The following is a 17,895-nucleotide window of genomic DNA, read 5'->3' on the forward strand; positions in this document are numbered from 1 at the left end:
CGGCGACTTGGGGGAGCTATGGCAAGACAGAATACGGTGCAGGAAAGCAGTCCCGGGAACCATCCGGAACGTATGGACGCCGCAGAGGAGATGCGTGCGGAACCGCTCGCGGAGAGTGCCCGGGTGGGTATGACAGCGGACGGCAAAATCACGCTGGTACTGCCGCCCGGACAAGTGGTTACCGGAGCCATGGCTGCAGAAGCAGCCCAGGAGATCGAGAACCTGGCCGGCGTCCGGCGCCTGCCGCTGCTGCTCACCCTGACAGGTGTGGAATCCATTTCCCGTACCGCCCGGGACATTTTCAGTGCAGCCCGTTCCCTGTCCGCCGTTGCAGTGATCGGCATATCTCCCGTGGACAGGGTGATAGCCAATTTCCTGCTGGGCGGTGAAGTCCAGCCCTGCCCCACACGGTATTTTTCCCGTGAAAAAGACGCACTGGATTGGCTGAAACGGCACGCACCATGACAGACGCACCAACTGAGTCCGGCCAGCTGCCGGAGGACCCGCGCCTTGACCGGATTGTCGAGGGCATTGTCAGCATCGCTGCCGGGAACCTGACCTCCAAGATCCCGGTTTCCCCTGCCCGTGACCAGATCGATGCTGTCAGCACCGGCATCAATCTGCTTGCCTCCGAGCTGGACGACATCTACCAGGACATGGAGCAGCGGGTGGAAACCCGGACGCTGGAACTCCGTGAAGCTCACAGGCAGATGCAGCGCATGGCCCTCTCCGATCCCTTGACCGGGCTGGGCAACCGCATCGCACTGATGCAGCATGTGCAGCAGGCACTGATGAACTGGGATGGCGGCCCATCGGCGCCCGGCGTGCTGATGATCGACCTTGACGGCTTCAAGGAGATCAATGACAGCTTCGGGCACCACGCGGGGGACGTGGTGCTGCAGGAGGTGGCAGCACGCCTGCTTGCCTCGGTGCCGGAGGGGAGCTCCGTTGCGCGGCTGGGCGGCGACGAGTTCGCCGTGCTGGTTCCCGCCGTCGGGCGCCTTTCTGCCCGCGGAGTGGCCGAACGGATCCAGAATGCACTGGGAATCCGGACCAAGGTCGAGGAACTGGATGTCTGGCCGCGCGCCAGCATCGGCGTCCACGTGGCAGAAACGGGCCAAACCGCTGACGACCTGCTGCTGTGCGCCGATACCGCTATGTACGTTGCCAAGGAAGAAGGGCCGGGTCTGGTGCGGTCCTTTGAGCCGGTCATGCTGTACGCCCGGCAGCTGCGGCGTGAAATGGCCTCTGAACTGCGCAGCGCAGTGGAGCGTGACGAGCTGCGTCTGGTGTACCAGCCCGTTGTTGATCTGGTGACGGGCCACATGCAGGGCGTGGAGGTCCTGGTCCGCTGGCAGCACCCGGCCCAGGGCCTGGTAATGCCGGACATGTTCATCCCCCTCGCGGAGGAAAGCGGTGCGATTCTGCAGATCGGACGCTGGGTGCTGCGTAAGGCGCTGGAACAGCTCGCCGAGTGGCGCAGGCACGCAGAGCACCGGGAAGATTTCCACGTTCGGGTCAACGTCAGTGCGGCCGAGCTGCAGGCCATGGACCTGGTGGACTATGTCCGCTCGGTCCTGCGCGACACGGGGGCATCACCCCAGGAGCTGGTCCTGGAAATCACCGAGAGTGCCTTTGTGGGCAGCGGGGATGTGGAGACCTACTCAATGCGCTCGCTCAAGGCGCTTGGCGTCCGCCTGGAGATTGACGATTTCGGCACCGGCTATTCCTCCATCAGTTACCTGCGCCGGCTGCCTGTGCACACGGTCAAGGTGGACCGGACGCTGATCGCGGACATCTGCGGTGACGAGGGACAGCTGAAGTTCGTGGACGCCGTGCATCAGCTGATCCGGGCGGCCGGGATGGAAGCGGTGTTCGAAGGGATCGAGACACAACAGCAGGCGGGGAAGCTGCGCGAGATGGGATGCTGCAGCGGACAGGGCTACTACTTCAGCCGGCCCATCAACGAGAAGCAGGTAGGCACCCTCCTTGCCAGTGGCAGCCGGCTGCCGCTGGCAACCGAACTGGTTGCCTAGGCGCCCGCCCGGACGTCAGTTCCGCACGAGGTAGCGCAGAAACACCACACCGTTACCGAACCGGCGCTCCTCCTGCAGGTCCAGCTCCAGCCGCAGCCCCGCAGGCAGGAAATGCCGGCCACCGCCGACAATCACGGGGGAGAGCAGCTGCTGCAGTTCGTCAACGAGCCCGGTCCGCAGCGCCTGGCCGGCGAGTTCTGCTCCGCCCACTGAGAGATCGGCGTCGGACTCCGCCTTGAGCCGTTGCACGGCGTCCGGATCGAACTCACGTTCCAGACGGGTGAGCGGCGCGGAGACTCCGGCGAGGGAGCGGGAAAACACCACCTTCTCCGCTCCCCGCCAGATGCGGGCATAGTCCTGCACAGCCGCCGGTTCGTTCTCTGTCTCCACGGTGTCCCAATAGGACATCACCTCATACATCCGCCGGCCGAGGAGCTGCGTGCCGACGCCGCGTTCCAGGTTGTTGACGAAGCGGTGCACTTCCTCATCGGGCATGCTCCAGTCGAAGGAACCTGACTCGTCAGCGACATAGCCGTCCAGCGAAGTGATTGCCGTATAGATCAGCCGTCCCATGCCGGCCTCCTGCCTGGTTACAGTCCCAGGGCCACCCTGACATCTGCCAGCACGGCATCCAGCGACTCCCGCGCCTTGGACCGCGCCGCCGGCAGGTCGTCTGCCGATCCCACAGGTTCAATGACCTCGAGGTAGCACTTGAGCTTTGGCTCGGTTCCGCTGGGACGGATGATGACCCGGGTGCCATCCCGGGTAATGTACCGCAGGCCGTCTGTGGGCGGCAGGCCGTCCGCGCCTTCGGCCAGATCGACGGCGGTTTCCACCGGCGAGCCGGCGAAGGATGCGGGCGGGTTCGCTCGCAGCCGGTCCATCATTTCCGTGAGGAGGGCAAGGTTGTCCACCCGCACCGAGAGCTGGTCACTCTGGTGCAGCCCGTGCTCCAGCGCCAGGTCGTCGAGCTCATCGAACAGCGTCCGCCCGGCGGCCTTCAGCGAGGCTGCCAGCTCTGCCAGCAGCACACCGGCGGAGATGCCGTCCTTGTCACGGACCAGGCCCGGGGCCACGCAGTAGCCCAGCGCCTCTTCGTACCCGTAGGTCAGCTTGGGCACCCGGGAGATCCATTTGAAGCCGGTGAGGGTTTCCTGGTGAGCGAACCCGGCAGACTCGGCGATGCGGGCCAGAAGACGGGAGGAGACAATCGAGTTCGCGAAAACCACATTCGAGCGGGTTTTCTCGCCCCGAACCTTCCAGCGTCCGGCGGCAATCCTGCGGGCTATGTGGCGGCCCAGCAGGGCACCCACCTCGTCACCGCGCAACATCCGCCATTCATCCGTGGCGGGATCCTTTGCCGCGACAGCGGCGCGGTCCGCGTCGGGATCATTGGCCAGCACCAGATCCGCGTTTCGTTCCTTGGCCAGCTTCAGTGCCAGGTCCAGGGCACCGGGTTCCTCCGGGTTGGGGAAGGCCACGGTGGGGAAGTCCGGATCGGGCAGGGCCTGCTCCGGCACCAGCTTCACCTTGGTGAACCCGGCACCGCGCAGCACCGCGGTCATGGTCTCTCCGCCGACGCCATGCATCGGTGTGAGGACAATGTCCAGGTCCCGTTCCGGGTAGCCCTCGGCATGCATCAGCCGGTCCACCGCTCCGATGTAATCCGCAATCAGGGACTCGGACACCTCGGTGTAGCCGTCCGGTGCCAGGTCGATGGAGCCCAGCGGCGTCGAGTAGTCAATCCGTGCCGCGATCTCGGCGTCGTAGGGTGTCACGATCTGCGCGCCGCGGCCAGGCCCCTTCACGGTGCGTCCGCCGAGGTAGACCTTGTAGCCGTTGTCCAGTGCGGGGTTATGGCTCGCCGTGACCATTACGCCGGCATCCGTGTCCAGGGCGCGGACCGCGTAGGCCAGCAGCGGCGTCGGCAGCGTGCAGGGCAGCAGGAAGGTTTCGATGCCTGCCGCGCCGAAGACCGCAGCGGTTTCCAGAGCGAAATCCTTGGATTTGTGCCGGGCGTCGTACCCAATGACCGCGCTTGGGGTCCAGTTGTCCCCGGCGGTCTCCTGCAGGAAGGAAGCGATGCCGGCAGCGGTGCGCCGCACCACCACCCGGTTCATCCGGCGCGGGCCGGCGCCAAGGGCGGCCCGGAGCCCGGCGGTGCCGAACTCCAGTGTGCCGGCGAACCGGTCTGCCAGGTCCAGGGCAGCTGCGGCAACTTCGTCCTCTGTGCCTTCACCGCCTTCAAGGGTGCGCAGGAGTGAGCGCAGCTCGCGGGCGGTGTCCGGATCGGGGTCACTGTCCGCCCATGCCCGCGCAGCGGCGGTGAGTGCGTCCAGTTCAACGGGGTTGCTAGTCATGATGTGTACCTACGGTTGGGGTGGCCGGTTGAAGATTGCCGGCTAGATGCGGTTGATGATCTCGGCGAGCAGCTTGGAAATACGCGGGCCGGCAGCCTGTCCGGCCTCCAGCACTTCCTGGTGGCTCAGCGCCACCGGGCTGATGCCCGCGGCGAGGTTGGTTACCAGGGAAATGCCGAAAACCTCCATGCCGGCGTGGCGGGCTGCAATGGCTTCCAGTGCGGTGGACATTCCCACGAGGTCCGCCCCGATGGTCTTGGCGTAGCGGACTTCGGCGGGGGTCTCATAGTGCGGGCCGGTGAACTGGGCGTAGACGCCCTCATCCAGGGTGGGGTCCACGCTGCGGGCAACGTCCCGCAGGCGTGAGGAGTAGAGGTCGGTCAGGTCCACGAACGTGGCACCTTCAAGCGGCGACGTTGCCGTGAGGTTCAGGTGGTCGCTGATCAGCACCGGGGTGCCGGGCTGCCAGTCCGGGTTCAGCCCGCCGCAGCCGTTGGTCAGGACCATGACCTTGGCGCCGGCTGCTGCCGCGGTCCGGACACCGTGGACGACGGCGCGGACACCCTTGCCCTCGTAGTAATGGGTGCGGGCGCCGAGCACCAGTGCACGCTTGCCGTCAGTGGTGAGTACGGAGCGGATGGTGCCCACATGGCCCTGCACTGCGGGGGCCGAGAAACCGGGAATATCCGCGGCGGACAGGGTTGCGGTGGTCTCGCCGATCAGCTCGGCCGCTTCCCCCCAGCCGCTGCCGAGGACCAGGGCGATGTCATGGGAGGGCACGCCAGTGTGCTCGGCAATGTAGTCGGCGGCCTGCTGGGCAAGTTCAAATGGGTCGTTAGTCACTTAACCAACCTACCGTGTAATGGATGGGGGCTGGGCGCACTGCGAAAGGGCACCGTTTGAGCGCCGTCACTGGATGGGACAGAATAGAGCCTTGTGACGAGCCAACTAGATTTTACTGCCCGGAAAATTGCGATTCTTGGAGGAGGCCCCGGCGGCTACGAAGCTGCTCTGGTAGCGGCTTCCCTCGGAGCGGACGTAACCGTTGTAGAGCGGCAGGGCCTGGGCGGCTCCGCGGTGCTGACCGACGTTGTCCCCTCCAAGACGCTGATCGCGACGGCGGACGTGATGACACGCCTGACCGCTGCACGAAACCTCGGAGTGGAATTCGGCGACGTCGAGTCCCCGGTGTACGCAGACCTGAAGGTGGTCAACCACCGTCTGCTGGCACTGGCCAAGGAGCAGTCAAATGACATCCGCCGCACCCTTGAGCGGGTGGGAGTGAAGGTCAAAATCGGCGACGGCCGGCTGCTGGACAACCACACCATCGAGGTCACGGCAGCGGACGGCAGCGTGGAAACCGTTGAAGCGGAGGCGCTGCTGATCGCCACCGGTGCGAACCCGCGCGAGCTGGAGACATCCATGCCCGACGGCGAACGCATTTTCACCTGGAAGCAGATCTACAACCTGACCGAGGTGCCCGAACACCTGATCGTCATCGGCTCCGGTGTGACAGGTGCTGAGTTTGCTTCCGCGTACAACGGGCTGGGCACCAAGGTCACGCTGATCTCCAGCCGCGACCGCGTGCTGCCGGGCGAAGACGCCGACGCCGCCGTCGTCCTCGAGGACGTGTTCCAGGCCCGCGGCATGACAGTCCTGAACCGTTCCCGCGCAGATTCGGTGAAGAATACCGGCCAGGGCGTGCTCGTGACGCTATCCGACGGCCGCACCGTGGAAGGCAGCCACTGCCTGGTGGCCGTGGGTGCCATCCCCAACACCGCCGGAATCGGGCTTGAGGAAGCCGGCATCCAGCTGGATGACCGCGGACAGATCAAGGTCGACGGCGTCTCCCGCACCACGGCGCCGAACGTCTACGCCGCAGGTGACTGCACCGGCGTGTTCAACCTTGCCTCCGTGGCCGCCATGCAGGGACGTATTGCCGTGGCCCACCTCATGGGCGACGGCGTGAAGCCGCTCAAGCTCAAGCAGGTGGCCTCCAACATCTTCACGTCACCGGAAATTGCCTCGGTAGGCGTCAGCGAGTCCGACGTCGCCGAAGGCCGTTATCAGGGCGACGTCATCAAGCTCTCGCTGCACACCAATGCGCGGGCCAAGATGATGGATGTGCAGGAGGGCTTCGTAAAGATCATTTCGCGCAAGGGCTCCGGCACGGTAATTGGCGGTGTAGTGGTGGGACCGCGTGCCTCCGAGCTCATCTTCCCGATTGCCATTGCCGTCTCGCAGAAGCTGCACGTGGATGACCTGGCGAACACCTTCACGGTCTACCCGTCCCTCACCGGTTCCATTTCCGAGGCTGCACGGCGCCTGCACGTACACATGTAGCGTTCTACGCTTGTATATCCCGCGCCCGGGACGGAATATCCGTCCCGGGCGCGGGTTTTTTTGTGCCGTCTGCGGCTCCGGAAAGAAATATTAGTCCAATATGTGGACACGAGTCTCAGATAACGGACGCGGGCTCCTACGATGTGGATACTTCAATTCCTCTTGCGAAAGACCACCAAATGTCTACTACGAATCCCTCCACGGCGCAGGCGCCGGCAAAGGCCAATTCCAAGAGCCGCGTGGTAGTTGCCAGCCTTGTTGGCACCTCCATCGAGTTCTACGACTTTTACGTCTATGCGACCGCCGCCGTCCTGGTCTTCCCCAGGCTGTTCTTCCCCAATGCGGAGGGCGCAACGGCCCTGCTGAGCTCGTTCGCGGTCTTCGGGGTCGCCTTCATTGCCCGCCCGCTCGGGTCGATCATTTTCGGACATTTCGGTGACAAGGTCGGGCGCAAGGGAACCCTGGTGGCATCCCTGCTGACCATGGGCATTGCCACATTCCTCATCGGCTGCCTGCCCACCGCCGAGATGTCCGGCTGGTCCTTCTGGGCTCCGGCCCTGCTGGTGGTTATGCGCTTCGCCCAGGGCCTGGCGCTCGGCGGCGAGTGGAGCGGTGCAGCACTGCTGGCCACCGAGAATGCGCCGGCCAACAAGCGCGCTGTCTGGGGAACCTTCCCGCAGCTGGGTGCTCCCATCGGATTCATCCTGGCCAACGGCCTCTTCCTGATCCTCAGCATCAACCTGGACAACGAGCAGTTCGATTCCTGGGGTTGGCGTGTCCCGTTCCTCGCCAGCGCCGTGATGGTCATCATCGGCCTGTACGTACGCATGAAGCTGGTGGAAACCCCTGCCTTCCAGAAGGCCGTGGACTCCGGCGAAGTCAGCAAGCTGCCGTTGGGCCGGGTCTTCCGGTTCAGCTGGCGCGCCATGATTGCCGGCACCTTCATCATGCTGGCCACCTACGTGCTCTTCTACCTGATGACCACGTTCACCCTCTCCTACGGCACGGCAGCGAAAACCGAGGAGGCGGCCCGTGCGGCCGCTGAAAAGGCAGGCAAGATCTTCGACCCCGAGTCCTTTGCCCCCGGCCTTGGCTACGCCCGCAACGACTTCCTGATCATGCTGATTGTGGGTGTGGTGTTCTTCGGCATCTTCACGATGGTCTCCGGCCCGCTGGCTGAAAAGTTCGGCCGCCGCAAGACGCTGCTGGCCGTGACCGGGGCCATCTTCCTCTTCGGGTTCAGCTTCGCTCCGCTGTTCGACGGCGGCACCGCCGGTGTGATGACCCTGCTGATCATCGGTTTCACCCTGATGGGCCTGACCTTCGGTCCCATGGGTGCCATGCTGCCGGAGCTCTTCCCCACGAACGTCCGATACACCGGATCGGCCATTGCCTACAACGTTTCTTCCATCCTGGGCGCAGCCGTGGCGCCGTTCATTGCCGTCGCCCTGTGGCAGGCAGCGGACGGCAGCCCGTGGCTGGTGGGCATCTACCTCAGCTCCATGGCCGTACTGACCCTGATTGCCCTGTTCGTCACCAGGGAGACCCGCGACGTCGATTACGAGAACAACTCAAGTGAGACCGTGAAGGCTTCCTAGGTCCGTTCAAATGCGAAAGGCCCGGCTCCCCGAACAGGGGGAGCCGGGCCTTTCGTATGTGGCGCTGTCCGGGCCTAGTCCCGGATGGAAGCGATGACCGCGCCGGCGGAGACCGTGGCGCCGGGAGCTGCCGTCAGGCCGGTGACTGTGCCGGACTTGTGGGCCGTGATGGGCTGCTCCATCTTCATGGCCTCCAGCACCACCACCAGGTCACCCTCACGGACAGCCGACCCGTCTTCCACGGCCACCTTGACGATGGTTCCCTGCATCGGGGACGTCAGGTCATCACCGGCGGCTGCAGTGGAGACGCCGCCGCGGGAACGCTTCCGGCCCTTGCCGTTCGAGCCGTTGCGGGCACCGTTGGACGCTGCCGGTGCACCGAGGCCCGCCGGCAGCACAACCTCGAGGCGTTTTCCGCCCACTTCCACCGTCACGCGGCGGCGCTCGTCGTCGTCGTTCGCCGCGCCGGCCTCGCCGTCCCAGACCGGAATCGTGTTGGCGAAATCCGTCTCGATCCAGCGGGTGTGGACGCCGAACGCGTCCTCGGCGGTGAACGCCGGATGCGCAGCAACGCTGCGGTGGAAGGGCAGCACGGTAGGCAGACCGGCCACATCCATTTCCGCCAGTGCGCGGCGGGCACGCTGCAGTGCCTGCTGGCGGGTGGCACCGGTGACAATGAGCTTCGCAAGCATGGAATCGAAGTTCCCGCCCACCGTTTCACCGGCTTCAATGCCGGAGTCCACACGTACGCCGGGGCCGGTGGGCAGTTTGAATGCCGTGACCGTGCCGGGTGCGGGCATGAAGTTGCGCCCGGGATCCTCGCCGTTGATGCGGAATTCAAAGGCATGGCCGCGGATTTCGGGGTCGTTGTAGCCCAGGGCTTCGCCGCGGGCGATGCGGAACTGCTCCCGGACCAGGTCCAGGCCCGTGACCTCTTCGGATACCGGGTGTTCCACCTGGAGCCGGGTATTCACCTCGAGGAAGGAAATGGTGCCGTCCGTACCCACGAGGAACTCGCAGGTTCCGGCGCCCTGGTAGCCGGCTTCCTTGAGGATTGCCTTCGAGGCCGCGTAAAGGCTGGCGTTCTGCTCTTCGGTGAGGAAAGGCGCAGGAGCTTCCTCAACAAGTTTCTGGTTGCGGCGCTGCAGGGAGCAGTCACGGGTGGAAACAACCACAACGTTGCCGTAGGCATCGGCCAGGCATTGGGTTTCCACGTGGCGGGGCGCGTCGAGGAAACGCTCAATGAAGCACTCGCCGCGGCCGAAGGCGGCTGTGGCCTCACGGACGGCCGATTCGAACATTTCGGGGATTTCCTCGCGGCTGCGTGCCACCTTGATGCCGCGTCCGCCGCCGCCGAAGGCAGCTTTGATGGCCAGAGGCAGGCCATGCCGGTCGGCGAAGTCCAGCACGTCCTGTGCGGTTTCCACCGGGTCCGGGGTGCCGGGTACCAACGGGGCACCGACCTTGGCGGCAATATGGCGGGCCTGGACCTTATCTCCGAGGGAGGAGATGGCGCTGGGCGAGGGGCCGATCCAGGTGAGGCCGGCGTCGATGACGCGCGCGGCAAACTCCGCATTTTCGGACAGGAAACCGTACCCGGGATGGATGGCATCAGCGCCGGAGCGGGCAGCCGCGTCCAGGATTTTGTCCATGTCCAGGTAGGATTCGGCAGCAGTGCTGCCGCCCAGTGCATAGGCTTCATCGGCCAGGCGCACGTGCAGGGCATCGCGGTCGGGATCCGCGTAGACGGCAACGGCCGCAATGCCTTCGTCCCGCGCGGCGCGGATGACCCGTACGGCAATCTCGCCGCGGTTGGCAATGAGGATCTTGGTGAGTGCCTTGGCGGCTGTCGCGGAAGGCTCGGGGGTGTTCTGGCTCATTGGTGCACTGGCTCCTTTTGATCTGTTCGGAGCCTAGCGCGGTTTTGTGGTGATGAGCCATAATGCGTGCTGTTTCTGCGTGGGAGGTACCGGATAGTTGTGGGGATTCTACAAAGGAGGCGTCGTTGCCGCACCCTTCACCCTGCCAGCCGCTGAACCGCTGGGGCTAAGTCGCGGGAGGTTGCGGGCTTCGGATCTCCGTGTTCCCAGCCGCTCCATCCGGGTGCCTGCAGACGGGTCGTTTCGTCTTGCGGCAAGCTGCCGGCCGTACATCGATCTGACCCTGATGCCGTCGTGAGCCATTCCACGGCTGTTGCCCGCACCTGGTTGGACTGCGCCGGGATGCTGACACGGAATGAACCCATAGTGATGGCAGACCAGATTGTCAGTGAGCACCGTCGGAGCTTTGGTCCACCGCGCCTGGTCCTGGTCCCGCTCAAAACCGCCCAGCAGGCCATGACCAGGGGCCTCAGCCGGCATCGATAGTACAGATAACGCGCTTTTGGACACCGGATAAGGCCGTTATCTGTACTACCGGCGGGTGTTGAAGCGGGTTACTTCCAGAGGTCGATAATCCGGACCCCGGCGCTGGCCAACAGCTGGCGCAGCGTGGAGACGGAAAGCCCGACGACGGCGTGGGGATCGCCGTCGACTCGCTCGATGAACGCGCCGCCGAGGGAATCGATGGTGAAGGACCCAGCCACCTGCAGCGGCTCACCCGTAGCTATGTACGCCTCGATTTCATCTTCGGTGAGTTTCGCGAAGTGCACCTCGGCGGAACTCACGGCTCCGAGAGTCGCTCCCGAGCCGTCCTCATCCGTGTCGCGGCAGTCCACCAGCCAGTGTCCGGTGTGCAGGACGCCGGAGGATCCGCTCATGCGGCGGATCCGTTCGCGGGCAACGTCAGCCTCCCAGGGTTTGCCGTGCGCTTCGCCGTCGAACTCGAAGACCGAATCGCAGCCGATCACCAGGGCGCCCTCGGCGTCGGGAAGAGCAGCCACGGCCTCGGCCTTGGCGCGGGCCAGCAGCAGGGCGGTGTCATGCGGATCGGTGAGGCCATAGCGGGCGGTGACGGCATCTTCATCCACGTCCGACACCAGGACGGAGTGGGAAATGCCGGCATCGGTCAGCAGCTTGGTACGGGCGGGGGAGGCGGAGGCCAGAATGAGGCTCAGGTTCGGGTTGGTCACGGCATCCAGCCTAGTGCTGGCGCGAACCGGCACGGTAACCGGTGGGGAACAGCGTTAAAACGCCGAACGCCGGGCCGCCCGGTAAATGGGCGGCCCGGCGTTCGGGATGCGGGGTGGATCAGCTCCGGGATTCGGTGACCTGGGCCGTATCCTTGGGGGCAGCATCGCGGGGTGCCGCGTCCTGGCGTACGTCCACCTGCGGGACCTCGATCTGCTCGGAGTCGTCGGCGAAGGGATCGCCCTGTCGCTTGGCGCCGTAGAGACCGGCATCAAGCAGCCCGTTGCGCTTGGCCACCAAGGTGGGCACCACGGTCTGTCCGGCCACGTTCACGGCGGTCCGGCCCATGTCCAGGATCGGGTCGATGGCCAGGAGCAGGCCGACGCCGGCCAGCGGCAGGCCCAGGGTGGACAGCGTCAGCGTCAGCATAACGACGGCGCCGGTGGTTCCGGCGGTCGCGGCCGAGCCCAGGACGGAGACCAGGGCGATCAGCAGGTACTCCTTGAAGCCCAGATCGATGCCGAAGAACTGTGCCACGAAGATGGCCGAGACGGCCGGGTAGATCGAGGCGCAGCCGTCCATCTTGGTGGTGGCGCCCAGCGGCACGGCGAAGGAGGCGTAGGCGCGGGGGACACCAAGGTTGCGTTCGGTGACCCGCTGGGTCAGGGGCAGCGTGCCCACGGAGGAGCGGGAAACGAAGGCCAGCTGGATGGCTGGCCAGGCGCCGGAGAACCACTGGCGGATGGAGAGGCCGTGTGCCTTGATCAGCACCGGGTAGACGCCGAACAGCACCAGTGCCAGGCCGATGTAGACGGTCAGGGCGAACATGCCCAGGGAGCCGATGGTGTCCCAGCCGTAGGTGGCCACGGCCGTGCCGATCAGGCCGACGGTGCCCACCGGAGCCAGGCGGATGATCCACCACAGCACCTTCTGGATGACGGCCAGCGCGGAGGCGTTCAGGTTAAGGAAGGGCTCTGCGGCCTTGCCCACCTTCAGGGCTGCGATGCCGACAGCGATCGCGATGACCAGGATCTGCAGCACGTTGAAGCTGACGCTGGTGGTCAGCGCACCGGATTCAGCCATCTTGGAGCTGGCACCCAGGCCCAGGAAGTTCGCCGGGATCAGTCCGGTCAGGAAGCCGAGCCAGCTGCCCTGGCTGCCCTGGTACTCCTCGGCCGGTTCAACATCGGCGTTGCTGCCGGGCTGCAGCAGGACACCGAGCAGGATGCCGATGACCACGCTGATCAGTGCCGTGATGGCGAACCAGAGCAGGGTCTGCCATGCCAGCCGGGCCGCATTGGAGACGGCGCGCAGGTTGGCGATGGAGCTGACGACGGCGGTGAAGATCAGCGGCACGACGGCGGCCTTGAGCAGCGACACGTAGCTGGTGCCGATGGTGTTCAAGGTGGTGGTCAGCCAGTTCGGCTCGTCACCGGCCGTGCCCATTGACTTGGCCAGCAGGCCCAGGGCCAGGCCCGCAATGAGGGCGGCAATGATCTGCGGTCCGAAGGAGGTCACCCATCGGGGCAGCCGCCGGGCGGGGGTTTCAGGGGAGGAGGTCTGTGAGGTCACGGAAAGACTCTAGCCGGAGTCCATTACCAGACGGGCGCGAAAGTTGCGAAATATTACGCCGGCAAACCGCAGTTCAATCAGGCTCGGGAGGTCAGGATCCGCGCCGGATCTGGGCAGCGGGGCAGCGGCCCGGGTTATTCCCCGGGCCGCTGTGACCAATATCCCTGTTTGACCGCCGAACTCAGTCGTCCAGGAGTGCCCTGCGCAGGGTGTCCAGCCCCACCGAGCCCAGCTGAAGCGCGCGGGTATGGAACGCCTTGAGATCAAAGGCGTCGCCTTCACGGGTGCGGACTTCGTCCCGGATCTGCTCCCAGAGACGCTGGCCGAGCTTGTAGGAGGGGGCCTGTCCCGGCCATCCGAGGTAGCGGGTGAACTCGAAGTTCAGCTGCCCTTCGCTGATGGACATGTTCTGCCGAAGGAAGTCATAGCCCTTTTCAGCGGTCCAGGTACCCTCGCCCCAGCGTGCCGGAATTTCCAGTTCCAGATGGACGCCGATGTCGAAGACCACCCGGGCGGCACGCATCCGCTGCGCGTCCAGCATGCCCATCTTGTCGCCGGGATCGCTCAGGTAGCCCAGCTGGTCCATCAGCCGTTCGGCGTAGAGCGCCCAGCCTTCCCCGTGTCCGGAAACCCAGCAGACATTGCGCCGCCAGGCGTTGAGCAGCCCGCGGGCAGCAGTCGCCGTCGCAATCTGCAGATGGTGCCCGGGAACGCCCTCATGGTAAACCGTGGTGGTTTCAGCCCAAGTGGTGAAAGTGTCTTCACCGGCGGGGACGGACCACCACATGCGTCCGGGGCGGGAGAAGTCCTCGCTGGGCCCGGTGTAGTAGATGCCGCCCTCCTGGGTGGGGGCAATCATGCACTCAATGCGGCGCATGGGTTCGCTGATTTCGAAGTGTGAACCGGCCAGGTCCTCAACGGCGCGGTCCGCCAGTCCCTGCATCCAGGCACGCAGCTCCTCGGTGCCGTGCAGCTGGCGGGCCGGGTCCTTGTTGAGGATGGCGACGGCTTCCTCCACGGTGGCGCCGGGGCGGATCTGTTCGGCAACGGCTTCCTGCTCGGCGATGATGCGGTCCAGTTCCTCCACGCCCCACCGGTAGGTTTCCTCCAGATCGACAGCGGACCCGAGGAACTGGCGGGAAAAGAGGGCATACCGTTCCGGGCCCACGGCGTCCTTTTCCGGGGCTGCGGGGAGCAGTTCGTCTTCAAGGAAGGTGGCCAGGTTGAGGTAGGCGCGGCGGGCGCATTCGGCGCCGGTGCGCAGTTCCGCACGCAGCCCCTCGGACAGCGGTTCCCCGCCGGGCAGGGCTGCGTTGGTTGCCAGGGCGTCGAAGTACCCGCCGTCCTCGGCGTAGGCAGAAGCCTGCTCAATGACGATCTTCACCTGCCGGCGCGCAGCCACGAGCGAACGCTCCAGTCCGCTGCGCAGGCTGGTGATGTATCCGGCGACGGCGTCATCAACGTTGTTCAGCCGGCCGGCAATGTGGCGCCACTGCTCTTCGGTTTCCGTGGGCATCAGGTCAAAGATGCTCCGGATTCCCTGTGCCGGGGAGGCGATGTTGTTCAGGTCGGCAAGGTCCCAGCCGGACTCGTGGATCTCCAGATCCAGGCCCAGCCGTTCATGCATGGCGTCCAGTGTTACCCGGTCCACGTCATCCGCCGGTTCCAGGCCGTCCAGCCGGCCGAGGGTTTCGCGGATGGCTTCGGCAGAGGATTCCAGTCCGGCAGGCGAATAATCGGCGTACTCGGTCTCCCTTCCCGGGATGCCCAGGGAAGTGGCGAAGGACGGATCCAGCTGCAGGAGGGTGTTGGTGAACGCATCGGCAACGGCGTCGATGGCGGTCGGCTGGCGGACCGGAACATGGCCAGCGGCGGGCAGAGACTCGGAAGATGATGTCTGTTGGGTCACAGGCGGTAGCCTAACCGCACACCGGGTGCAGGGGCCTAATTCATGTCAGCGGAAACTGCGCCGCCATGAACCCGGACCCGGTGTGGGTGCAAGGCTAAGCATCCGTCGCCGGGCCCACGCCCGGTATGGCTGCCGGACGGCCGGGGCCGGAGCCTGCGAACCAAGCCCGGCGACAACGGCCGTCAGCGCTGCCAGCTCTTCCGCCGTGGGGTTGCCGGCCAGCACGGAGAGCAGTGGTTCGGCCGCTGCCGGTTCCAAAGGTGCGTTCTCGACACTCACAGCGGCATGTTCCCGTGCTTCTTGGCGGGCAGGGAAGCCCGCTTGTCCCGCAGGGCCCGCAGTCCGCGGATCAGCTGCAGGCGGGTGTCGGACGGGGCGATGACGGCGTCCACGTAGCCCAGCTGGGCCGCCTGGTACGGGTTGAGCAGTTTGTCTTCATACTGCTCAATGTATTGGCGCCGGACCTCATCAACGTCTTCCCCGGCGTCGGCGGCGGCCTTCAGCGGTGCACGGTAGAGGATGTTCACGGCGCCCTGGGCGCCCATGACGCCAATCTGCGCGGTGGGCCAGGCCAGATTGATGTCCGCGCCGAGCTTCTTGGAGCCCATCACGATGTAAGCGCCGCCGTAGGCCTTGCGGGTAATGACGGTCAGCTTGGGCACGGTGGCCTCGGCATAGGCGTAGAGCAGCTTGGCGCCGCGGCGGATAATGCCGTTGAACTCCTGGTCCTTGCCCGGCAGGAAGCCCGGAACATCCACAAAGGTCAGGATGGGGATGTTGAACGCGTCGCAGTTGCGCACAAAACGGGCGGCCTTCTCGGACGCGGCAATGTCCAGGGTGCCGGCGAACTGCATGGGCTGGTTGGCCACGATGCCCACCGTGTGCCCTTCTATCCGGCCGTAGCCGATGATGACGTTGGGCGCATAGAGGGCCTGCATCTCCAGGAAGTGCCCGTCATCCAGCACGTTTTCGATCACGGCACGGATGTCGTAGGGCTGGTTTGCGGAATCCGGAATCAGTTCGTCCAGCGCCAGGTCCGCGTCGGTGACTTCCGGATCCTGCTCGAAGGCCGTCAGCGGTGCCTCGGCAAGGTTGTTGGAGGGCAGGAAATCCAGCAGTTCCCGGACAAACTCGATGGCGTCCTCTTCATCGGAGGCGAGGTAGGTGGAGGTGCCGGTGTTGGCGTTGTGCTGCCGGGCGCCGCCCAGGGTTTCCATGTCCACGTCTTCGCCGGTGACGGTCTTGATGACGTCGGGTCCGGTGATGAACATGTGTGAGGTCTTGTCCACCATGACCACATAGTCGGTAAGCGCGGGGGAGTAGGCAGCCCCGCCGGCGGAGGGGCCCATGATCAGGGAAATCTGGGGGACGACGCCGGAGGCATGGACATTGTTGCGGAAGATATCGGCGAACATTGCCAGCGAGGCGACACCCTCCTGGATGCGGGCACCGCCGCCGTCGAGGATGCCGACCACCGGGCAGCCGTTGCGCAGTGCGAATTCCTGGACCTTGACGATCTTCTCGCCGTTGACCTGGCTGAGTGAGCCGCCGTACACAGTGAAGTCCTGGGCGTAGACCGCCACGGGCCGTCCGTCCACTGTGGCGTAGCCCGAGACCAGGCCGTCGCCCAGGGGCTTTTTCTTCTCCATCCCGAAGGCGGTGGACCGGTGCACGGCCAGAGCATCGAATTCCACGAAGGACCCGGCATCCACCAGCAGCTCAATGCGCTCACGGGCGGTGTGCTTGCCGCGGGCATGCTGCTTCTCGACGGCGGCAGGCCCGGAGGGCACCTCGGCCTCTGCCTGGCGGCGGCGGAACTCCGCGATCTTCCCCGCCGTCGTGTGCAGGAACAGGTCCTGATCAATACTCAAAGGTGGCCTCCGGTGTGCAGATTCAGACCCTGTCCGGCCATCCGGGGGAGGCGGCCGTCCAAGGCGTTAAGTAGGTTCCGCACAAAGAATGTGACGGTTCACCCAGTCTAGTGAGCCGGTCCGCCGGGAGTGAGTGTAGAAAACCTACAATTTGTATCCATGACGGTTGGTTGGACGCCGTCCGGACGGACACGGACGCGTCGATGTTACTCACTAGTAACATCGACGTGAGGTGCATTACCCTCATGCTATGAGCATCCCCAACAACACTCCGGAAACGACGTCGCGGTCCCTGGCCGGACGCACCATCCTGATGTCCGGCGGCAGCCGCGGTATCGGACTTGCCATCGCGCTGCGTGCAGCCGCGGACGGCGCCAACATCGCCATGCTGGCGAAGACGGCAGAGCCCCACCCGAAGCTGGAAGGCACTGTCTACACTGCGGCCGAGCAGCTCGAAGCTGCCGGCGGCAAGGCACTGCCCATCATTGGTGATGTGCGCCGCGACGAAGATGTTGCACGCGCCGTGGAGGAAACCGTGAAGCAGTTCGGCGGGATCGACATCGTCCTGAACAACGCCTCCGCCATTGACCTGTCCGGCACCGACGCCGTGACCATGAAGAGCTATGACCTTATGGCGGACATCAACACGCGGGGCACCTTTATGCTCTCGAAGTTCTCGCTGGAAGCCCTGCGCCGCTCCGACAATCCGCACATCCTCACCCTGTCCCCGCCCCTGAACCTGGATCCGAAGTGGGCGGGCAATTACCTGGCCTACACCATGGCCAAATACGGCATGTCCCTGACCACCCTGGGCCTGGCGGAGGAGCTGAAGAACGACGGCATTGCCGTGAATTCCCTGTGGCCGGTCACCGGCATTGATACCGCTGCCATCCGCAATATGCCCGGCGGGGAGAAGCTGGCCGCGGCCTCGCGCAGCGCCGACATCATGGCTGATGCCGCCCATGCCATCCTTACCCGGCCCAGCCGCTCTTCAACCGGCAACTTCTTCACCGATGAAGAGGTGCTGCGCCAGGAGGGCGTGACCGACTTTGACCGCTACGCCCCCGGCGTACCCGCAGAGAAGCTGATGCAGGACTTCTTCCTCTAAACCGCTCCGTCCTGAGCCGGGCGCCCGGGA

General features: G+C 65.2%; 15 protein-coding genes. 6 read left to right on the top strand and 9 right to left on the bottom strand.

Features of this window, described 5'->3' with window-relative positions; genetic code table 11:
* Positions 1-18 precede the first annotated feature (18 nt).
* Positions 19-465, top strand: coding sequence for a DUF7793 family protein (locus MUK71_RS05310; RefSeq protein ID WP_227904298.1), 447 nt, complete (start codon positions 19-21; stop codon positions 463-465).
* On the top strand, positions 462-2,036 hold the full coding sequence (locus MUK71_RS05315) for a putative bifunctional diguanylate cyclase/phosphodiesterase (RefSeq protein ID WP_227928936.1): 1,575 nt from the start codon (positions 462-464) through the stop codon (positions 2,034-2,036). Before MUK71_RS05310 ends, MUK71_RS05315 begins: the two co-directional genes overlap by 4 nt.
* 15 nt (positions 2,037-2,051) lie before the next feature.
* Here the strand turns inward: MUK71_RS05315 and MUK71_RS05320 are convergent, their stop codons facing one another.
* From MUK71_RS05320 to MUK71_RS05330, 3 genes are read right to left on the bottom strand one after another with little or no spacing between them, the layout of a single operon-like run.
* On the bottom strand, positions 2,052-2,609 hold the full coding sequence (locus MUK71_RS05320) for a dihydrofolate reductase family protein (RefSeq protein WP_227928937.1): 558 nt from the start codon (positions 2,607-2,609) through the stop codon (positions 2,052-2,054).
* Positions 2,610-2,626: 17 nt separating this feature from the next.
* Positions 2,627-4,396, bottom strand: a complete 1,770-nt coding sequence (locus tag MUK71_RS05325) for a phospho-sugar mutase (RefSeq protein WP_227928938.1) — start codon at positions 4,394-4,396, stop codon at positions 2,627-2,629.
* Positions 4,397-4,438: 42 nt separating this feature from the next.
* Positions 4,439-5,239, bottom strand: coding sequence for a purine-nucleoside phosphorylase (locus MUK71_RS05330; protein WP_227904302.1), 801 nt, complete (start codon positions 5,237-5,239; stop codon positions 4,439-4,441).
* A gap of 93 nt (positions 5,240-5,332) precedes the next feature.
* On the opposite strand from MUK71_RS05330, the gene MUK71_RS05335 reads away from it, so the two are divergent.
* Both MUK71_RS05335 and MUK71_RS05340 read left to right on the top strand, forming a co-directional pair.
* The gene (locus MUK71_RS05335; RefSeq protein ID WP_227904303.1) at positions 5,333-6,739 is read left to right on the top strand and encodes an NAD(P)H-quinone dehydrogenase; all 1,407 of its coding nucleotides are present in this window, start codon (positions 5,333-5,335) and stop codon (positions 6,737-6,739) included.
* A 179-nt stretch (positions 6,740-6,918) separates the two neighbouring features.
* A complete protein-coding gene (locus MUK71_RS05340; protein ID WP_227904304.1) occupies positions 6,919-8,337 on the top strand; it encodes an MFS transporter in 1,419 nt (472 codons plus the stop codon).
* 74 nt (positions 8,338-8,411) lie between these two features.
* Here MUK71_RS05340 and MUK71_RS05345 read toward each other — a convergent pair whose 3' ends face one another.
* Positions 8,412-10,217: an acetyl/propionyl/methylcrotonyl-CoA carboxylase subunit alpha gene (locus tag MUK71_RS05345; RefSeq protein ID WP_227904305.1), complete on the bottom strand. Its 1,806-nt coding sequence runs from the start codon at positions 10,215-10,217 to the stop codon at positions 8,412-8,414.
* A gap of 294 nt (positions 10,218-10,511) precedes the next feature.
* On the opposite strand from MUK71_RS05345, the gene MUK71_RS05350 reads away from it, so the two are divergent.
* Entirely contained in the window at positions 10,512-10,703 is a 192-nt protein-coding gene (locus tag MUK71_RS05350; RefSeq protein ID WP_227904306.1) for a hypothetical protein, read from the top strand.
* Between the two features lie 68 nt (positions 10,704-10,771).
* Here MUK71_RS05350 and MUK71_RS05355 read toward each other — a convergent pair whose 3' ends face one another.
* The 5 genes from MUK71_RS05355 to MUK71_RS05375 form a co-directional block, all read right to left on the bottom strand.
* Entirely contained in the window at positions 10,772-11,407 is a 636-nt protein-coding gene (locus MUK71_RS05355) for a Maf family protein (RefSeq protein ID WP_227928940.1), read from the bottom strand.
* 118 nt (positions 11,408-11,525) lie between these two features.
* Entirely contained in the window at positions 11,526-12,977 is a 1,452-nt protein-coding gene (locus tag MUK71_RS05360) for a dicarboxylate/amino acid:cation symporter (RefSeq protein WP_227928941.1), read from the bottom strand.
* A gap of 181 nt (positions 12,978-13,158) precedes the next feature.
* Entirely contained in the window at positions 13,159-14,886 is a 1,728-nt protein-coding gene (locus tag MUK71_RS05365) for a DUF885 domain-containing protein (protein ID WP_227928942.1), read from the bottom strand.
* A 45-nt stretch (positions 14,887-14,931) separates the two neighbouring features.
* Positions 14,932-15,165 carry an acyl-CoA carboxylase subunit epsilon gene (locus MUK71_RS05370; protein ID WP_227904310.1) on the bottom strand — a complete coding sequence of 78 codons (234 nt, stop codon included), beginning with the start codon at positions 15,163-15,165 and terminating at the stop codon, positions 14,932-14,934.
* Entirely contained in the window at positions 15,162-16,757 is a 1,596-nt protein-coding gene (locus MUK71_RS05375; protein ID WP_227928943.1) for an acyl-CoA carboxylase subunit beta, read from the bottom strand. Before MUK71_RS05375 ends, MUK71_RS05370 begins: the two co-directional genes overlap by 4 nt.
* A gap of 250 nt (positions 16,758-17,007) precedes the next feature.
* On the opposite strand from MUK71_RS05375, the gene MUK71_RS05380 reads away from it, so the two are divergent.
* Entirely contained in the window at positions 17,008-17,865 is an 858-nt protein-coding gene (locus tag MUK71_RS05380) for an SDR family oxidoreductase (protein WP_227904312.1), read from the top strand.
* Positions 17,866-17,895 lie beyond the last annotated feature (30 nt).

This window comes from Arthrobacter zhangbolii, assembly GCF_022869865.1.
Classification (GTDB): Bacteria; Actinomycetota; Actinomycetes; order Actinomycetales; family Micrococcaceae; genus Arthrobacter_B; species Arthrobacter_B zhangbolii.